11 protein-coding genes are annotated in these 16,858 nt (G+C 61.2%); 2 read left to right on the top strand and 9 right to left on the bottom strand.

Translation table 11 applies throughout. The annotated features are described in order from the left end of the window. Positions 1-67: 67 nt before the first annotated feature. On the top strand, positions 68-3,409 hold the full coding sequence (gene treS / locus UB23_RS07135; RefSeq protein ID WP_045058615.1) for a maltose alpha-D-glucosyltransferase: 3,342 nt from the start codon (positions 68-70) through the stop codon (positions 3,407-3,409). 2 nt (positions 3,410-3,411) lie between these two features. Further along, positions 3,412-5,643 (top strand): 1,4-alpha-glucan branching protein GlgB, encoded by a 2,232-nt coding sequence (glgB, locus tag UB23_RS07130; RefSeq protein WP_045058614.1) that lies wholly within the window; start codon positions 3,412-3,414, stop codon positions 5,641-5,643. A gap of 128 nt (positions 5,644-5,771) precedes the next feature. Here glgB and UB23_RS07125 read toward each other — a convergent pair whose 3' ends face one another. From UB23_RS07125 to UB23_RS07085, 9 genes are all read right to left on the bottom strand, one after another. Further along, positions 5,772-6,845 carry an autotransporter domain-containing protein gene (locus tag UB23_RS07125; protein ID WP_045058613.1) on the bottom strand — a complete coding sequence of 358 codons (1,074 nt, stop codon included), beginning with the start codon at positions 6,843-6,845 and terminating at the stop codon, positions 5,772-5,774. A 310-nt stretch (positions 6,846-7,155) separates the two neighbouring features. Further along, on the bottom strand, positions 7,156-9,780 hold the full coding sequence (locus UB23_RS07120; RefSeq protein WP_045058612.1) for an autotransporter family protein: 2,625 nt from the start codon (positions 9,778-9,780) through the stop codon (positions 7,156-7,158). A 109-nt stretch (positions 9,781-9,889) separates the two neighbouring features. Beyond that, entirely contained in the window at positions 9,890-10,690 is an 801-nt protein-coding gene (locus tag UB23_RS07115; protein ID WP_045058611.1) for an endonuclease/exonuclease/phosphatase family protein, read from the bottom strand. Between the two features lie 204 nt (positions 10,691-10,894). Beyond that, positions 10,895-11,653, bottom strand: coding sequence for a PIG-L deacetylase family protein (locus tag UB23_RS07110; RefSeq protein ID WP_045058610.1), 759 nt, complete (start codon positions 11,651-11,653; stop codon positions 10,895-10,897). Positions 11,654-11,894: 241 nt separating this feature from the next. Next, positions 11,895-12,503, bottom strand: a complete 609-nt coding sequence (locus UB23_RS07105) for an SAM-dependent methyltransferase (protein ID WP_045058609.1) — start codon at positions 12,501-12,503, stop codon at positions 11,895-11,897. Next, entirely contained in the window at positions 12,500-13,258 is a 759-nt protein-coding gene (locus tag UB23_RS07100) for a PIG-L deacetylase family protein (RefSeq protein ID WP_045058608.1), read from the bottom strand. The genes UB23_RS07105 and UB23_RS07100 overlap by 4 nt, the downstream gene beginning before the upstream one ends. Next, a complete protein-coding gene (locus UB23_RS07095) occupies positions 13,255-14,247 on the bottom strand; it encodes an acyl-CoA dehydrogenase (protein ID WP_045058607.1) in 993 nt (330 codons plus the stop codon). Before UB23_RS07095 ends, UB23_RS07100 begins: the two co-directional genes overlap by 4 nt. A gap of 1 nt (position 14,248) precedes the next feature. Beyond that, positions 14,249-16,408, bottom strand: coding sequence for a glycogen debranching protein GlgX (gene glgX / locus UB23_RS07090; protein ID WP_045058606.1), 2,160 nt, complete (start codon positions 16,406-16,408; stop codon positions 14,249-14,251). Positions 16,409-16,523: 115 nt separating this feature from the next. Then, positions 16,524-16,853 carry a DUF2934 domain-containing protein gene (locus tag UB23_RS07085; protein ID WP_045058605.1) on the bottom strand — a complete coding sequence of 110 codons (330 nt, stop codon included), beginning with the start codon at positions 16,851-16,853 and terminating at the stop codon, positions 16,524-16,526. Positions 16,854-16,858 lie beyond the last annotated feature (5 nt).

Here is a 16,858-nt window from a genome sequence, read left to right as displayed (position 1 = left end):
TGACGCCGGCCCCTACAGGGGTGATTTGCGAGATGCATCGCTTTATCGAATTCAACAGGAGTTTCAAATGGCGAAGAAACCCAAGGCTGCCACCTTTATCAAAGACCCGCTCTGGTACAAGGACGCGGTGATCTATCAGGTTCACGTCAAGTCATTTTTCGACTCCAACAACGACGGGATCGGCGACTTTCCCGGCCTGATCTCGAAACTCGATTACATTGCCGACCTCGGCGTCAACACCATCTGGCTGCTGCCGTTCTATCCGTCGCCGCGTCGCGACGACGGTTACGACATTGCCGAATACCGCGGTGTACACCCTGACTACGGGACAATGGCCGATGCCAGGCGGTTCATCTCCGAGGCCCATGATCGTGGCCTGCGGGTGATCACCGAGCTCGTTATCAACCACACCTCCGACCAGCACGCCTGGTTCCAGCGGGCGCGCAAGGCCAAGAAAGGCTCGGCCGCCCGGGACTTCTACGTGTGGTCCGATGACGACCAGAAATACGACGGCACGCGCATCATCTTTCTCGATACCGAGAAATCCAACTGGACCTGGGATCCGGTGGCCGGGCAGTACTTCTGGCACCGCTTTTATTCGCACCAGCCGGACCTGAACTTCGACAACCCGCAAGTCATGAAAGCCGTGCTGTCGGTGATGCGCTACTGGCTGGACATGGGCATCGACGGCCTTCGCCTGGATGCTATTCCGTACCTGATCGAACGTGACGGCACCAACAACGAGAATCTGCCGGAGACCCACGACGTCCTCAAGCAGATCCGTGCCGAGATCGATGCCAACTACCCAGACCGCATGCTGCTCGCCGAAGCCAATCAATGGCCCGAAGACACTCAACTGTATTTTGGCGACACCGATGCCCAGGGCCAAAACGGCGATGAATGCCACATGGCGTTCCATTTCCCGCTGATGCCGCGCATGTACATGGCGCTGGCCCAGGAAGACCGCTTCCCGATCACCGACATCCTGCGGCAGACCCCGGAGATTCCCGCCAACTGCCAGTGGGCGATTTTCCTGCGTAACCATGATGAGCTGACGCTGGAGATGGTCACCGACAAGGAGCGCGACTACCTGTGGAACTACTACGCCGCTGATCGCCGCGCACGCATTAACCTGGGCATCCGCCGGCGTCTGGCACCCTTGATGGAGCGTGACCGCCGCCGCGTGGAACTGCTCAACAGCCTGCTGTTGTCGATGCCCGGCACGCCGACCCTGTACTACGGTGACGAAATCGGTATGGGCGACAACATCTACCTGGGTGACCGGGATGGCGTGCGTACGCCCATGCAGTGGTCGATTGACCGCAATGGCGGCTTCTCGCGCGCCGACCCGGCCAGCCTGGTGTTGCCGCCGATCATGGACCCGCAATACGGTTACCTGTCGGTGAACGTCGAGACCCAGGCCGGCGACCCGCACTCGCTGCTCAACTGGACCCGGCGCATGCTTGCCGTGCGCAAGCAATCCAAGGCATTCGGGCGCGGCACCCTGAAAATGCTTTCGCCAAGCAATCGCCGAATCCTGGCGTATACCCGTGAATTCACCGGCGAGGACGGTAAACACGAGATCATTCTGTGCGTGGCCAACGTATCGCGCAGTGCCCAGGCGGCCGAGCTCGACCTGTCGGCCTACACCGGCATGGTGCCGGTGGAAATGCTCGGTGGGAACGCGTTCCCACCGATCGGCCAGCTTAACTTCCTCCTGACCTTGGCGCCGTATGGCTTTTACTGGTTTGGCCTGGCGGCTGAGAACCAGATGCCCAGCTGGCATGTGGAACCGGCGCAGAGCTTGCCGGACTTCACCACCCTGGTGCTCAAGCACCGCTTGGAAGAACTCCTGGAAGCGCCGTCTCGCGCCACGATGGAGCAGGGCATTTTGCCCAACTGGCTGCAAAATCGCCGCTGGTTTGCCGGCAAGGACGCCACCATCGAACAGGTAAAACTGGCCTATGGCGTGCGCTTTGGCGACGCAGAGCATCCGGTGTTGCTGAGCGAAATCGACGTCACCAGCAATGGCCAGACCAGTCGGTATCAGCTGCCTTTCGGCTTTATCGCCGAGGATCAGGTCGGTCCGGCGCTGCCGCAGCAACTGGCACTGTCCCGAGTTCGCCGCGGTCGTCAGGTCGGCATCATTACCGATGCATTTGCCCTGGAAAACTTCATTCGTGCGGTGTTGGAGGGTATGCACAACAACACCGTACTGGCGTCTGACGAAGGTGATATCCGCTTTGAACCGACCCCCGCGCTGGCTCAACTGGGCCTCAACGCGGAGTCGGAGGTGCGCTATCTGTCGGCCGAGCAGTCCAACAGTTCGGTCGTGGTCGGCAAAAGCCTGGTGCTGAAACTGATCCGCAAGATCGCCTCCGGGGTCCACCCTGAACTGGAAATGAGTGCGTACCTGACCAACGCCGGGTTCGCCAATATCTCCCCATTGCTGGGCTCGGTGATTCGTCGTGACGCCGAAGGCGAGGACACGCTGCTGATGATCGCCCAAGGCTTCCTGAGCAATCAGGGCGATGCCTGGGAATGGACGCAGAACAACCTCGAACGCGCATTACGTGACGAACTGGCGCAAGCCATTTCGGAACAGGAACAGCACTACAACGCCTTGGGCGAGCTGAAGGATTTTGCCGGCATGCTCGGCCAGCGCCTGGGTGAAATGCATCAGGTTCTCGCCGCGCCCACCGATGACCCGGACTTCGCGCCGCAGGTCACCACGCAAAAAGAAGCCCTGGCCTCGGCCAAGGACGTCGCCGCGCAAGTGGAACATGCTTTGAAGTTGCTCAAGCAGCATCAAACCGAACTGAACCCGGCCGACCAGGCGCTGGTCAGTCGCTTGGTGGACAACAAAAAGGCGATCCTGAGCCATGTTCAGGAGCTGGGCAAAAAGGCGGCAGGTGGCCTGCGGATTCGTGTACACGGCGACTTGCACCTGGGCCAGGTGCTGGTGATCAAGGGCGATGCCTATCTGATCGACTTTGAAGGTGAACCGGCCCGGCCACTGCATGAGCGACGGGGCAAGCACAGTCCGTACAAGGATGTGAGCGGGGTATTGCGCTCGTTTGATTACGCGGCAGCCATGACCATCAATGTGCACAATGTCGATAACACCGAAGCGGCACAGGCGGCGCGAGTCAGGGTCGCAGAGCGCTATTTAAATGAGGCTCGCCAGGCATTTGTCGACGCTTATCGGCTGGCGGCAGCTAGTCTTGGACATGCGTGGCAAGATCCGGCAGGCGAGGACGCTGCGCTGGCGTTGTTCGGTCTGGAAAAGGCCGCGTACGAGGTGGCCTACGAGGCTGAGAATCGCCCAACCTGGCTGCCTGTGCCGTTACATGGTTTGTATGGATTATTGAGTGGGCTTAAACCCTTTTCCGATCTTGGTGGAGAGTAGTCATGAGTTTCCAGAACAAGGAACTGGGTCACGCTAAAGAAGCGCTGCTGCCCGGATCGCAGGACCTCGACGCGCTGGTGCGCGCCGCACATCCCGACCCTTTTGCAATTCTCGGTCCCCATGCCGATAACGCCGGCGGGCAATTCATTCGGGCCTATCTGCCGGATGCCCTGAGCGTGCAAGTACTGGCGAAGGATTCCGGTGAGGAACTGGGCAATCTTGAGGCCACCCAGATCCCAGGCTTGTTCGTCGGGCATTTCGATCGCGCCCAGCCTTACCTGTTGCGCACCCGCTGGGCCGGAGGCGAGCAGGTTTCCGAGGATCCCTACAGCTTCGGTCCCTTGTTGGGCGAGATGGACCTGTACCTGTTTGCCGAGGGCAACCATCGGGATTTGAGCAGTTGCCTCGGTGCACAGTTGAAAACGGTAGACGGGGTCGATGGCGTGCGGTTTGCCGTCTGGGCGCCGAATGCCAAGCGGGTTTCGGTGGTGGGTGATTTCAACAACTGGGACGGCCGCCGTCATCCGATGCGCCTGCGGCATCCGACGGGTGTCTGGGAGCTGTTCATCCCGCGCATGCAGGCGGGCGAAACCTACAAATACGAAATCCTCGGCGCCAACGGTATCTTGCCGCTGAAGGCCGACCCGATGGCCCTGGCGACCACCTTGCCTCCAGACACGGCGTCCAAGGTCGCCTCGCCCCTGAGCATCGAATGGCAGGACCAGGCGTGGATGCAGTCGCGCATCGAGCGCCAGCACCCCAGTGCGCCGCTATCGATCTACGAGCTGCACGCCGGCTCCTGGCAGTGTGAGCTGGATGACCTGGGCGAAGTCGCCCGCCAGTACACCTGGCACGAACTGGGCGAGCGGTTGATTCCTTACGTGAAGGAACTGGGTTTCACCCACATCGAGCTGATGCCGATCATGGAACACCCGTTCGGTGGATCATGGGGTTATCAGCTGCTGTCGCAGTTCGCTCCAAGTGCCCGCTACGGTTCGCCGGATGATTTTGCCGCCTTCGTCAACGCCTGCCACCTGGCGGATATTGGTGTGATCCTTGACTGGGTACCGGCGCATTTCCCGACCGACACCCACGGCCTGGCGCAATTCGACGGCACCGCGTTGTACGAATATGGCAACCCGCAGGAAGGTTTTCACCAGGATTGGGACACGCTGATCTACAACCTCGGCCGCACCGAAGTGCACGGCTACATGCTGGCCTCGGGGCTGCATTGGCTCAAGCATTTCCACGTCGACGGCCTGCGCGTCGATGCGGTGGCCTCGATGCTCTATCGCGACTACTCGCGCAAGGCCGGCGAATGGGTGCCCAACCGCCACGGCGGGCGGGAGAACCTGGAAGCGATCGACTTCCTGCGCCACCTCAATGACGTGGTCAACCTTGAGGCCCCAGGTGCCCTGGTGATCGCCGAGGAATCCACCGCGTGGCCCGGCGTCAGCCAGAGCACGCAACAGGGCGGCCTGGGTTTCGACTACAAATGGAACATGGGCTGGATGCACGATTCGTTGCACTACATCCAGCAGGACCCGGTGTACCGTGGGCATCATCACAACGAGCTGAGCTTTGGCCTGGTGTATGCCTGGTCCGAGCGCTTCATCCTGCCGATTTCCCATGACGAAGTGGTGCATGGCAAGCATTCGCTGATCGACAAGATGCCCGGCGACCGCTGGCAGAAATTTGCCAACTTGCGGGCTTACCTGAGCTTCATGTGGTCGCACCCGGGCAAGAAACTGCTGTTCATGGGCTGCGAGTTCGGCCAGTGGCGCGAGTGGAATCACGACCAGCAACTGGATTGGTACCTGCTGCAGTACTCGGAACACAAGGGTGTGCAAAAGCTGGTGGGCGACCTCAACCGGTTCTACCGCGAAGAACCGGCGATGCACGACCAGGACGACGCGCCACAGGGCTTCCAGTGGTTGATTGGCGACGATGCGATCAACAGCGTCTATGCCTTCCTGCGCTGGAGCAAGGATGGCAGCCCGGTTCTGGTGGTTGCCAACTTCACGCCTGTGCCGCGCCAGGGTTATCGAGTGGGCGTGCCGTTTGCCGGTCGCTGGACCGAGGTCATCAACAGCGACGCGGCGATGTACGCCGGGTCCAATTATGGCAATGGGGGCGGGGCGTTTACCGAGGAAGAACCCAGCCACGGACAGCCGCTGTCACTGTCGCTGAATTTGCCGCCGTTGGCGGTGTTGATTCTGCGGCCTGAGGCGTAGGTCAGAAGGTAGATCAAAAGATCGTCCGATCGCGGCCCGAGCCTGCGGCAGCTCCTACACGCAATGCCCTGTAGGAGCTGCCGCAGGCTCGGGCCGCGTTCGGACGATCTTTTGCTGTTAAAAAAACCTCACCAACGCATCCGCACGCCTAGACTGCCGATCAACCCGTTCAAATCGTTGTCATCCACATCACTGCTGTAATCGGCACTGACATACAGGCTCACCGCCGGTGTCACCTTCGCCACCAATCCCAGCCCCAAATCCACGGTTGACGACTTGCGGCTGCTGCTGATTTTGTCGACCTGATCCAGCGATACCGTGTTGCCGGTATAAACCGTGTGCCACAAGTTGGTCCGCACATACGGCTCGACCCCCAGGCCATTGATGTCGTAACTCCCTTTCAACCGCGCTCCGACCCGGCCGCTCCATGAGTTGAGGTCGCTCGCCGAAGCATTGCCTGAACCCGAGTAGGGCGTGTCGAGGGTGATACGTTGATTGATCAGTTGCGCCTGGGGTTCAACCACCCAGTTATCGCTTAACCCAATGGGGAATCCGCCTTCCACCGAGAGTGTCAACGCGCTGCCTTCAGTCACTTGCCTCACGCCCTGTTCGTTGCGGCTGAAGCCGTTGACCCGGCCACCACTGGCCGTCAGGTCGACGTGCCAGCCTTGCGCTCCGGTGAGGCTCCAGTAGGCGCCAAGGCTCTGGCCTTGCAGGTTGAGGGTGTCCGTGGCGGGGTCGGCCTGGGCGCGACTGGTCAGCAGGCCATTGCCGTTACTCTGGAACTGGCTGACGCCGCCGATCAGCCCAACGCGCTGGGTATGCCCGCCGGCACTTTGCAACGTCAGTAGCGCCGGGCCCCAGGACTCGCTGGCACCGGGCCCGGAAAAGCCTTGCGCCAGCACGTCGTCCTGGGCCTGGCGCGAAGGCTTGCCGTAGAGCTGGTCCCAGGTCGAGGGTGCGGCGTCTTCGATGGTCAGGCGTGAACTGTGGGCGTCGGATGCTGCGCTGACATGCCCGGGGTAGGGGGCCGTGATATTGATTGCAGGTAGTGACATCGTTGGGACGTCCTGGCGATACCAGGGCAAGGTCTCATCTTCCGCCGGCCCGGCCTGTGCTCCCACCGATGAGCACAACAGCAGCGAACTCGAAAGGGTGTAGAAAGTGGCTTTGATCTCAAGCGGGGGGAGTGATGTTCTCATGGCGGTCTACCTTGCAATCGCATGCGCTGTCTCGCTTTGGCGTCTCTCCTACCCCGAATGAGGGGCGACCGAATGGAGTAGGCCAAACCTGCACCGGCCCCTGCATGAGCGGTGTGAGGCTTGTTCCTGGTAGTGTTCCGGGGGTAGTAACCTGTAGCTAAGAAGACCCTTGACATTGCGTCAAGAAAATGGCCGATAAATGGTAGGGCTAATTTAAGCCCCATAAGTGACTGATTTCCGCCGCGCTTGCAAGTGGTTGTTTGTACGAGGCATCGTCAAAAAACCGCGCGCCAGAGCCTTTATATGACGGCTACCAGCTAATTCTCACGCCGAAATTTCCAAACAGTCCGCGCAAGTCCTGGCTGTCGATATTGGTGCTGTAGTCGGCACCGGCGTAGACGCTGACGGATGAAGCCAGGCTCACATTCACGCCCACACCGATGTCGGCAGAGGAGGCTTTTTGTTCAGTGGTGACCCTGTCGACGTCGTCAAAGGTCACCGTGTCTGTCCCTGACAACGTATGCCACAGGTTCGCCCGCAGGTAAGGTTCGAGCGGGCGACCGCCGACCTGATAGTTGCCTTTGAGCCTTGCCCCCAGGCGCCCGGTCCATGCGCCGTTGGAGTCGAAGGAAACCCGGGAAATCCCGTCGTCCTGGCTGTCCAGCGAGATCTTCTGATGAATGATTTGCGCCTGGGGCTCGAGCACCCAGGTGTCATTGAGGGCAATGGGATAACCGGCTTCACTGGACACTGTGAGCCCGTGGCCACGGGTATCCAGTTTCAGGCCACGCTCTGAGCGGTTGTCGCCATCAAAGCGGGTCGACATGATCACGTTATCGAAGTACCAGCCGCTGTTGCCCACCAATGTCCAGTACAAGCCGACATGGTCGCCACGCAGGTCGATCTTGCCGGCGCGTTTGTCTTCAAAGCCCTCGTTGAAGCCGTCGACATTGCCCTTCATGCCGGTGTGCCCCACGAAGAACCCGATTCGCTGCGTGTGCCCGCCCGAGGTTTGGGAACCGTAGAGGTCATTGCCCACTTGAAAGCCCTTGAGCGAACCATCGAAGCGCGGCGTTACGGTGCCTGACCAGGTCTGGTCGAGATTCTTTCCGTAAGCCCGGCCCCAGCCCGCACCAAACGCCCCGGTTTCGGTGAGCAGGCGTTGATCGCCCTGGCGATCGTGGAAAGTGCCGAGCGCTGTCAGGGTCAACTGGGCCGCAGCAGGGGGCAGCACTGACCAGGTGGCGACTTCGGGACGGTAAAGGGGAATCGGCGCGGCACCCGCAACGGCTTCGGGCAACGGCGGCAGCGGTGCCGGTGCTGGTAGCGGCGGGCTTCCCGGTTCAGGAGTGGGAGCCGGAGGGGCGGGCGCGGCGACCGGTATCGCAACGACGGGTACCGTAATAGGCGGCAACGCCGGATCCGGATTGGGGATGGTCGTCACCGCAGGGGCGACCACCGCCGAGCGCAGGTACCAGCTGTTTTCCGTACCGGCGGTTACCCCGCCCTTGAACAGACGGTAATCGAAAGCGCCTGCGGAAATCAGGCCGCCGTTAAGGGCGAAGGCTCCGTTGCTGGCCACGGCCGAGCCTTGTGCCTCAACCAGCTGGATGCCGTTCTGTTGAGTGACCCCGCCGACTCCGCCCAGGTTCTGCACGGTAATGACGGTGCTGCCGGTCAAGGTACCGTTATTGACCACCAGTTTATCGCTGGGGGAGCTGTCATCGCCCAGCACGCTTTGCAGCAGCAGCTTGCCACCGTTACCGGCGTAATTGCCCTGTACCGTCAGTGTGTCGTTGCTGCGCGAATTGGCGCTGGTAAGGTCGATGGTCCCGGCATTGTTCAAGGTCGCGAGCTGGCCCGCAGTGAACGGCGCGATGCTGCCTTGCACCGAGGTGAGGGTGCTGCTGGCGTCGACGTTGATCACGCCGGTGCCACTGGCACTGTCACCCAGGATCAGCGAATCGCTGGCCAGGTCAAGGCGCGAATTATTGCTCAGGTTCAGCGACTCCCAGTTGATGTAGCGGGAGGCGCCGGCTGTGGTGGTCTGATTGAAATTCAGGGTGTCGGTGCCGGGACCACCGTCGATGCTCGGCGTCGGTGCCAGGCTGGTTTCAGTGAGGTTGGAAAGGGTGGCGAGGTCATTGCCTTCGCCCATCAGGATCGCCGAACGGATGATCCCGCCGCCGTTCCAGTTGAGGATGTCATCACCGACGCTGGCGCGAATCCCCCCGACGATTTCGCCGCCGGTGACAGTGATGCTGTCATTGCCACCGCTGACGCTGACGTTGCCGCCGATTTTGCCGCCGGAGATGATGATGGTGTCGAGGCCGAAGCCGGTCACCAGATTGCCGATGATCTCGCCGCCAGACATGTCGAAGATGTTGTTGTCGAGCTTCATGTCGACCCGACCGATAGTGCCGCCGGACATCCTCGCCACGTCCCCGTCCTCGAAGGCCCCGACTATGGTGCCATTGGTCATCAGGAAGGTGTCGCGGCCGTCGCCTTGGGCCAGGGACTGGATCCGCCCGCCACTCATGACGAAGTCATCGATCTGATTGCCCTGATTCACCGCGCCGGTGATCACGCCGTTGGTGATCAACACTGTGTCTGAACCATCACCCTGGTTCAGGGTGCCAGTCAATGTCCCGGAATTCATGACCAGGCCATCATTGCCCGCACCAAAATTCACGTTGCCGATGATTTGGCCCGTGCCGCTGGTGGGAAAGCTCAGGGTGTTGTTGCCGTTGAGATCGGTCAGTGCGCCGCCGATGCCGCTGTCGCAGACATGGTTATCGTTGCCGGCGGTGGGCGTGAAGGTACAGCTGGCTTGAGCGAATTGTGGCGATCCAAGGCTTAGACAAATGGAAACGGCGAGGGCACTGAAACGGTAGTCACTGATACGGTACTTAGGCAAACCTGTCGCAATGTCCATGCATATCTCCAGGTGTGTAAAGGCGTCCAACGCTTCAATTGTTACCGCACCAACAGAACTCGCCGATAACCACTGACACAAATGACAGCGGGTCGGATTTATTTATAGCTTACAGATGCACTTCCACCGCCAACGGCAAGTGATCAGAAAGGTGCGTCCAGGGTTTGTTTCCCAGTATTCGCGGGTCATGGCTGCTGGCATTGCGCAGGTAAATGCGGTCCAGGCGCAACAGGGGGAACCGCGCCGGGTAGGTCTTGGCGGGACGACCGTGATGACGTTCAAAGGCTTCATGCAGATAGTCGCGCCGGGCGAGGGCGGCGTTGCCTTGCAGCTGCCAGTCGTTGAAGTCCCCGGCGATGATCAGCGGTGCATCATCGGGGAGGGACTCAAGCAGTTGGCACAGCAGCTGGAGCTGCAGCTGGCGATGACTTTCCAGCAGGCTCAGGTGGACGCAGATCGCATGGACTTCGGCATGCCCCGGAACATCGAGCACGCAGTGCAACAGGCCCCGTCGTTCGGGGCCGGTGATCGACACGTCGAGGTTGCGGTATTCGCGAATGGGGTACTTGGACAGCAATGCGTTGCCATGATGACCGTCGGGGTAGACGGCATTGCGACCGTAGGCGAAGTCACTCCACATGCTGTCGGCGAGGAATTCGTACTGGGAAGTCTGTGGCCAGTCGTTGAAGCGTGAAGAATGACGCTCGTGTTCGCCCACCACTTCCTGGAGAAATACCAGGTCGGCCGAGGTACTGCGTACCGCTTCGCGCAATTCCGGAAGGATGAAGCGCCGATTGAGTGCGGTGAAGCCCTTGTGGGTGTTGACCGTCAGCACTCTGAGGCGGTGGATGGCCGGTGGCGTAGTCAGCGGCATGTCTTCAAGTGCCTGCTGCGTTGGATCACTGGTCACGTTGACTCCTGGTAGGCGGTTCCATATCTATGCGACTGATGGGGGCGCGCGCAGTTCAGCGAAAATCGGCGATCGATTGTTGTCCAGGCCCTTGGCTGTGGAAACAGGCTTTTGGTGGAGCATTTGCCGCCGTCATCGCGGGCAAGCCTTGCTCCCACAGGGATCGGTGTTCGGAGGGATTAGCCTTTCCCACAGGGATTGGTGTCAGACGAAGACGATTTCGTAAGGCAGGCGCATTCGTTCCAGCAGCACCCGGGGTAGCAGGGGGGCGAGGCCCAAGGCGGGCTCGCCATCGAGCTGGCTGGCATAGGCATGGGTGGCGTGGCTCTTGCGCGCCACGGTCCAGGTGTCGAGGCGCACCTTGCGCGCACGGTGCCAGGGGATTTGCTCGCGGTCGCGGATCGGTCGGTGCCAGGCGCGAATGGGTACTTCGTTGAAGGCCGCGCCGACTCTTTTCGCGGCCTTGGCCGCCGCACGGCCCACGGCATCGTGATCCAGATGGCGGTCCTCGCTCCAGGTGCTGAATACCACGTCGCCGGGACGCAGGTAGCGGGCGATGAAATCGGCCAGCTGGGCTTCGTGTTCTGCCAGGGCGTTATCGGTAAAGCCGCCACGAATCCATTTCAGGCTGTGCATCGGCATGCCCAGGCGGCGCAAGGCCTCGACGCTTTCCTGGGAGCGAAACACGCTCAGGCGTTTCTCCGACCACTGTTGCGAGCCCGGATAACTGGCACTGCCGTCGGTCATGGAAAGTAATTGCAGGGGATGGCCCAGGGCGCTGAGGAGTTGCAGCAGGCCCCCGCACATCATCACTTCGTCGCCAGGATGGGGCGAGATCACCACCGCGCGAGCGCCCGGTGGAACGAGGGTCTGGGTGTTGATGACGGGGATATTGTCCAGTTGCGCCGCGCTGTTCCAGATCTGCGCAGGCAGGCTGCTTTCGCTGAAGGAAACGGTTTTCATCGGGCTACGTCCTTGTTCCGGGTGTATGAGCGTGGGTGCGCACGCTCCAAACCATGGATTGCCGCGCAAGGAGTATTGCTCATGTATTGCGATTCGTCGCGTGCATGTTCTATCTGGTACGTATTTTTTGCCGATGTCGATCTCCCATGCAGGAGCGAGCGTGTTTGTGAATGGCCTGAGAGCGCCGCGTTACCGTTCAAGACCTTCGCGAGCGAGCTCGCTCCTACAGGTGGGGGCGTCGTCAGGTGCTGCTTCGCAGGCCTTCCAGGGTGGCCACCGAACGCGGTTCGCGACTCCATAGTTCCAGCAGGAAGTCGGCTTCCTGATGCAACACCAGGCGCGGCAGGTGCAGGTGCTCGTGCAGCAGGTCATGCACCTGGCGGGCATTCAGGGGACAACCTTCGATAGGCGGGCGCCAGTGGCATGCCAACAGTTGACCGTCGGCCGTGAGGGAATGGGAGGCTTGTTCGATCAGGCGCTTGAGGTCTTCGGCGTCCAGGTAGTAGCCAAGCTCGCTGATCACGATCAGGTCGAATTTCTCACTCGGCCATTGCTCGGGCAAACGTGCCTGATGCACCTGCGCATGGTTGAACGGACTCAAACGCGTACGCGCGAGGGCGACGGCGGCACTGGCGGTATCGCAACACAGCAGGCGGTCGCAGCGGGTGGCGAGGTCGGCGCTCAATTCGCCGTTGGCGCACCCCGGTTCGAAAATGGCGCGGTAGCGCGGACGGGGCAGCGCAGCCAGGGTAATGGCCCGTTTGCGTTGTTCGTACCAGCGCTGGCGGAATGCCCAGGGATCGTCACTGTTGGCAAACAAGCCGTCAAAATATCGATCATCGACGCTCATACGAACACCACCTCAAAGGGTTGTAGCAGCCGCTCCAGCACGTAGGGCGCGAGCACCGGTGGCAAACCGATCTGTGGGTCGCCCTCGAGCTGACTGGCGAAGGCATGGATCGCGTGGCGTTTGCGGGCAATCAACGGCGGCGACAACAGGATCTTGCGCGCTCGATGCCAGGGAACACTGCGGTCTTCAGGCGTTGCCCAGTGCCAGGTCCACACCGGCAGTTCATGCAAAGTCGCCCCGACACGCTGCACCGCTTCGGCACTGGCACGCCCCACCGCTTCGTGATCGCAGTGCCCGTCTTCGCGCCAGGTGGTGAACACCACATCACTGGCGCGCAGATGACGCTCGATAAATGTGCTCAATTCGTCCTCCCTGGCCGCCACCTGGCTGTCGGCAAAACCACCGCGCAACCACCTCAGGCTGTGCAATGGCAACCCGAGCCGCCGCAGCGCTTCCACCGACTCCTGGGGGCGGACGGTGCTCAGGCGTTCCACCGGCCAGCGTTTTGAACCCGGATGACTGGCGCTGCCATCGGTCACCGAAATCAACTGCAGGTCACGGCCCGCCTCGGCCAGCAGCTGCAGGAAACCGCCGCAGCCGAGGATCTCGTCGTCCGGGTGTGGTGCAATGATCACCGCGCGAGAGCCCTCGGGGACCAATTGCAGAACATCGATCACCGGCAGCTGCGCCAGTTGACTGGAGGCTTGCCACTGATACAGCGGCGTGCCCTGGCCGACAATTGGATTGGTTTTCATAACGTCCATGTCCCTTCACGCATTAAGTGGCCCAGACCCGCGAGATCGCGCTCGGCGTGACTCTGGCGCAGAAAAACCGGCAGGTCGGCGCTCAGTTGCGCGAACTGTCGGTCTTTGCAATAAGGGCCGGCGCCCAGCGCGCGGCCGACATGATGAATGACTTGCTCGGCAGCGTTTTCAACCACTGCACGGGCGCGTCGGGCGAGCAATTCGGCGTCTTTGAGAGGGGCGGCATCTATCGCCAGGGCGCTGGCACGCAACACCGCGGCAGCGCCTTGCAAGGCACTGTCGACGGCGCCCAGATGGGCCAGGGCGTGGGGTTCAGCGCGCTGCGCACAATGCTCGCGCAACCGCTCGGCAATGCTGCAGGCCGCGCCATACCAGCAGGCGGCAATGCCGATCCCGCCTTGCCAGAATCCGGGGCGTTGCAGGTAATCGCCGGGGTTACCGATGGCGGTCGCCTGGGCGTCGTCGAAGAGGACCTCGACGCTGCCGGTTGCACCCATGCCGACCGCTTGCCAGCCCACATCGGTCACGGTGACTCCTGGCTGATCAAGGGCGACTGCCACCAGTTGTTGACGGTCCTGTTCGTCCCAGGCAGTCAATAGCGCATGACTGAGCACGGCGGCGCCGGAGCACCAGGCCTTGCGACCATTGAGCGCGACGGCCTGCGCTGAATGAGTCAGCCGAACCCGGGCATTCGGCGGTTCGGCCGCCCACATGCCCCAGGTACTGCCAGGCGGCGGCGCAAACGCACCGAGTTGCTGGAAAATCGCCAGCGCGTCAGTGTGCCCTTCATACAATTTGCACAACCGCAGATCATGCCCGCCCACCTCGGCCAACCGCTGGAATCGCTCCAGCGTGTGGCCTTGCCCCGGTAGCGGCAGTCGATCCAGACCTGCCTCCACCAGTTGCTCCAGGCACTGTCCTAGTGCCCGGGTGCCGTCGTAGTCCGTCGACTGGCGATCAAGACAGGTCTTGAGCTCCATTTCACTCGTCTTCCTCACGCTGCAGTTCGAACAACAGCAGCGAGCGGCCAGTCACGGAATATTCATGGCCAAACTCGAAGCGTTCCTGACCACGGATCGAGGGTTGATTGGTGTCGACCATGCACGTCCAGAACACGCCCTCAGGGACTTCCGGCAAGGTGAAGTTGACGATGTCGTGATGCGCATTCACCACCAGCAGCAGGGTGGCATCTGCTCCCTTGCGGCGAATCCCGGTTTCCTGGGCGCGGCCGTCCAGCAGCATGCCGAGGCAGCGTCCATGGGCGTCTTCCCATTGCTCGATGGACATCTCGTTGCCATCCGGGGCCAGCCAGGTGACGTCCTTGACGCCGATGTCCTCGTTGTAGTTGCCCACCAGGAAGCGTCCGCGACGCAGGATCGGGTAGGCCAGGCGCAACTTGATCAAGCGCTTGACGAATTTCAGGAGGGCCTTGCCGTCTTCGCTCAGGTCCCAGTTGACCCAGCCGATTTCGCTGTCCTGGCAATAGGCGTTGTTGTTGCCGTCCTGGGTGCGCGCGAACTCGTCACCGGCAACCAGCATCGGCGTGCCTTGGGACAGCAGCAGCGTGGCGAAGAAGTTGCGCATCTGCCGCTGGCGCAGCGCGTTGATTTCCGGATCGTCGGTCGGTCCTTCGACGCCGTGGTTCCAGGACAGGTTGTTGTTGCTGCCGTCCTGGTTGTTCTCGTCGTTGGCCTCGTTGTGCTTGTCGTTGTACGACACCAGGTCGTTGAGGGTGAAGCCGTCGTGGGCGGTGATGAAGTTCACCGACGAATATGGGCGTCTGCCGCGCTGGTTGAACATCTCGCCGGATGCCGTCATGCGACTGGCGAAATCCGCCAGCTGGCCGTCATCGCCTTTCCAGAACGAGCGCACCGTGTCGCGGAATTTGTCGTTCCACTCGACCCAACCCGGCGGGAAGCCACCGACCTGATAACCACCGGGGCCGCAATCCCATGGCTCGGCGATCATTTTCACCTGGCGCAGTACCGGGTCCTGGCGGCAGGCGACCAGGAAGCTGTGGCGCTCGTCGAAACCGTCGTGGTAGCGCCCGAGGATGGTCGCCAGGTCGAAGCGGAAACCGTCCACGTGCATTTCCGTGGCCCAGTAACGCAAAGAGTCAGTGACCATCTGCAGGACGCAGGGGTGGCTCAGGTCCAGGGTGTTACCGGTGCCGGAGTCGTTGATGTAGTAGCGCTTGTCGTCGGGCATCAGGCGGTAGTACGACGCGTTGTCGATGCCGCGCATGGACAGGGTCGGGCCTTGCTCGTTGCCCTCGGCGGTGTGGTTGTAGACCACATCGAGTATGACTTCCAGATTGGCTTCGTGCAGGTGCGCAACCATCTCCTTGAACTCGGCGATCTTGCCACTGGCCAGGTAGCGCGGGTCCGGGGCGAAAAACGCAATACTGTTGTAGCCCCAGTAGTTGGTCATGCCCTTGTGCAGCAGATGCTGATCGTTGACGAAGGCGTGGATCGGCAGCAGTTCGACCGACGACACACCCAGTTTGCGGATGTGCTCCAGCACGTCGTCCACCATCAGGCCGGCAAAGGTGCCCCGCACGTTTTCCGGAACCGAAGGGTGACGCATGCTGATGCCGCGGACGTGGGTCTCATAGATGATCGTCTTGTCCCACGGCACGCTGACGCGGTGGTCGTGGCCCCAGGTGTGCGCCGGATCGATGACTTTGCACTTGGGTACGAAGGGCGCGCTGTCGCGTTCGTCGAAGCTGAGGTCGGCGTCGGGATGGCCGATGGTGTAGCCGAACAATGCTTCGGACCATTTCAGCTCGCCGACCAGTTGCTTGGCGTAGGGGTCGATCAGCAATTTGTTGTGGTTGAAGCGGTGACCATTGGCCGGGTCGTAGGCGCCATACACACGGTAGCCGTAGATCAGCCCGGGATGGGCGTCGGGCAAGTAGCCGTGGTAGATCTCGTCGGTATACTCGGGCAATTCGATGCGTTCGAGTTCGACCTCGCCCGAATCATCGAAAATACACAGTTCAACCTTGGTCGCGTTGGCGGAAAACAACGCGAAGTTGACACCCAGGCCGTCCCAGGTAGCACCGAGCGGGAAGGGCAGGCCCTCACGAATTCGCGAGGCCTCGGCGTGAGGTTCTGTCGCGGGTTTTTTTGGACTGCTCATAAATGCTCCTGCAAATGGGGTCGAGTACGGTGTGGCGATAGTGTTTTCAGGGCGAACGACCCCGACATGGCGAGCAAGCTCGCCATGAATCCAGTCAAAATCAGAAAGTCTGTCGTCAGACCGAAGGTTTTTTAGTCGATCGCGGCTTTTTCTCGGGAGCCTTTTCGCCTGGCGGTATCACTGAAGAAGCGGCTGCAGGCTTGGCCTTGGCGGCGGCCTTGGGCTTGGCAGCAGGTTTGTCTTCAAGCTTGCCGTTGGGCTTGGCAGCCTTGCCAGCAACACCTTTGCTGCCAGCCGCCTTGGGCGACTTGCTGGGGGCCAGCGCTTCAGCTTCGGCCAGTTTGCGAGCCATCTCCCAATGACGGGCTTCCTGGCCCTCGGGTTGTCCTTCCGACTCCCAGATCTGATAGGCAAATTCGCGAACGCGTTTATCGTCGGTACTCATCGCTA

The organism is Pseudomonas sp. ES3-33 (genome assembly GCF_000952175.1).
GTDB lineage: Bacteria > Pseudomonadota > Gammaproteobacteria > Pseudomonadales > Pseudomonadaceae > Aquipseudomonas > Aquipseudomonas gregormendelii.
This window is presented reverse-complemented; position numbering and strand designations above follow the sequence as displayed.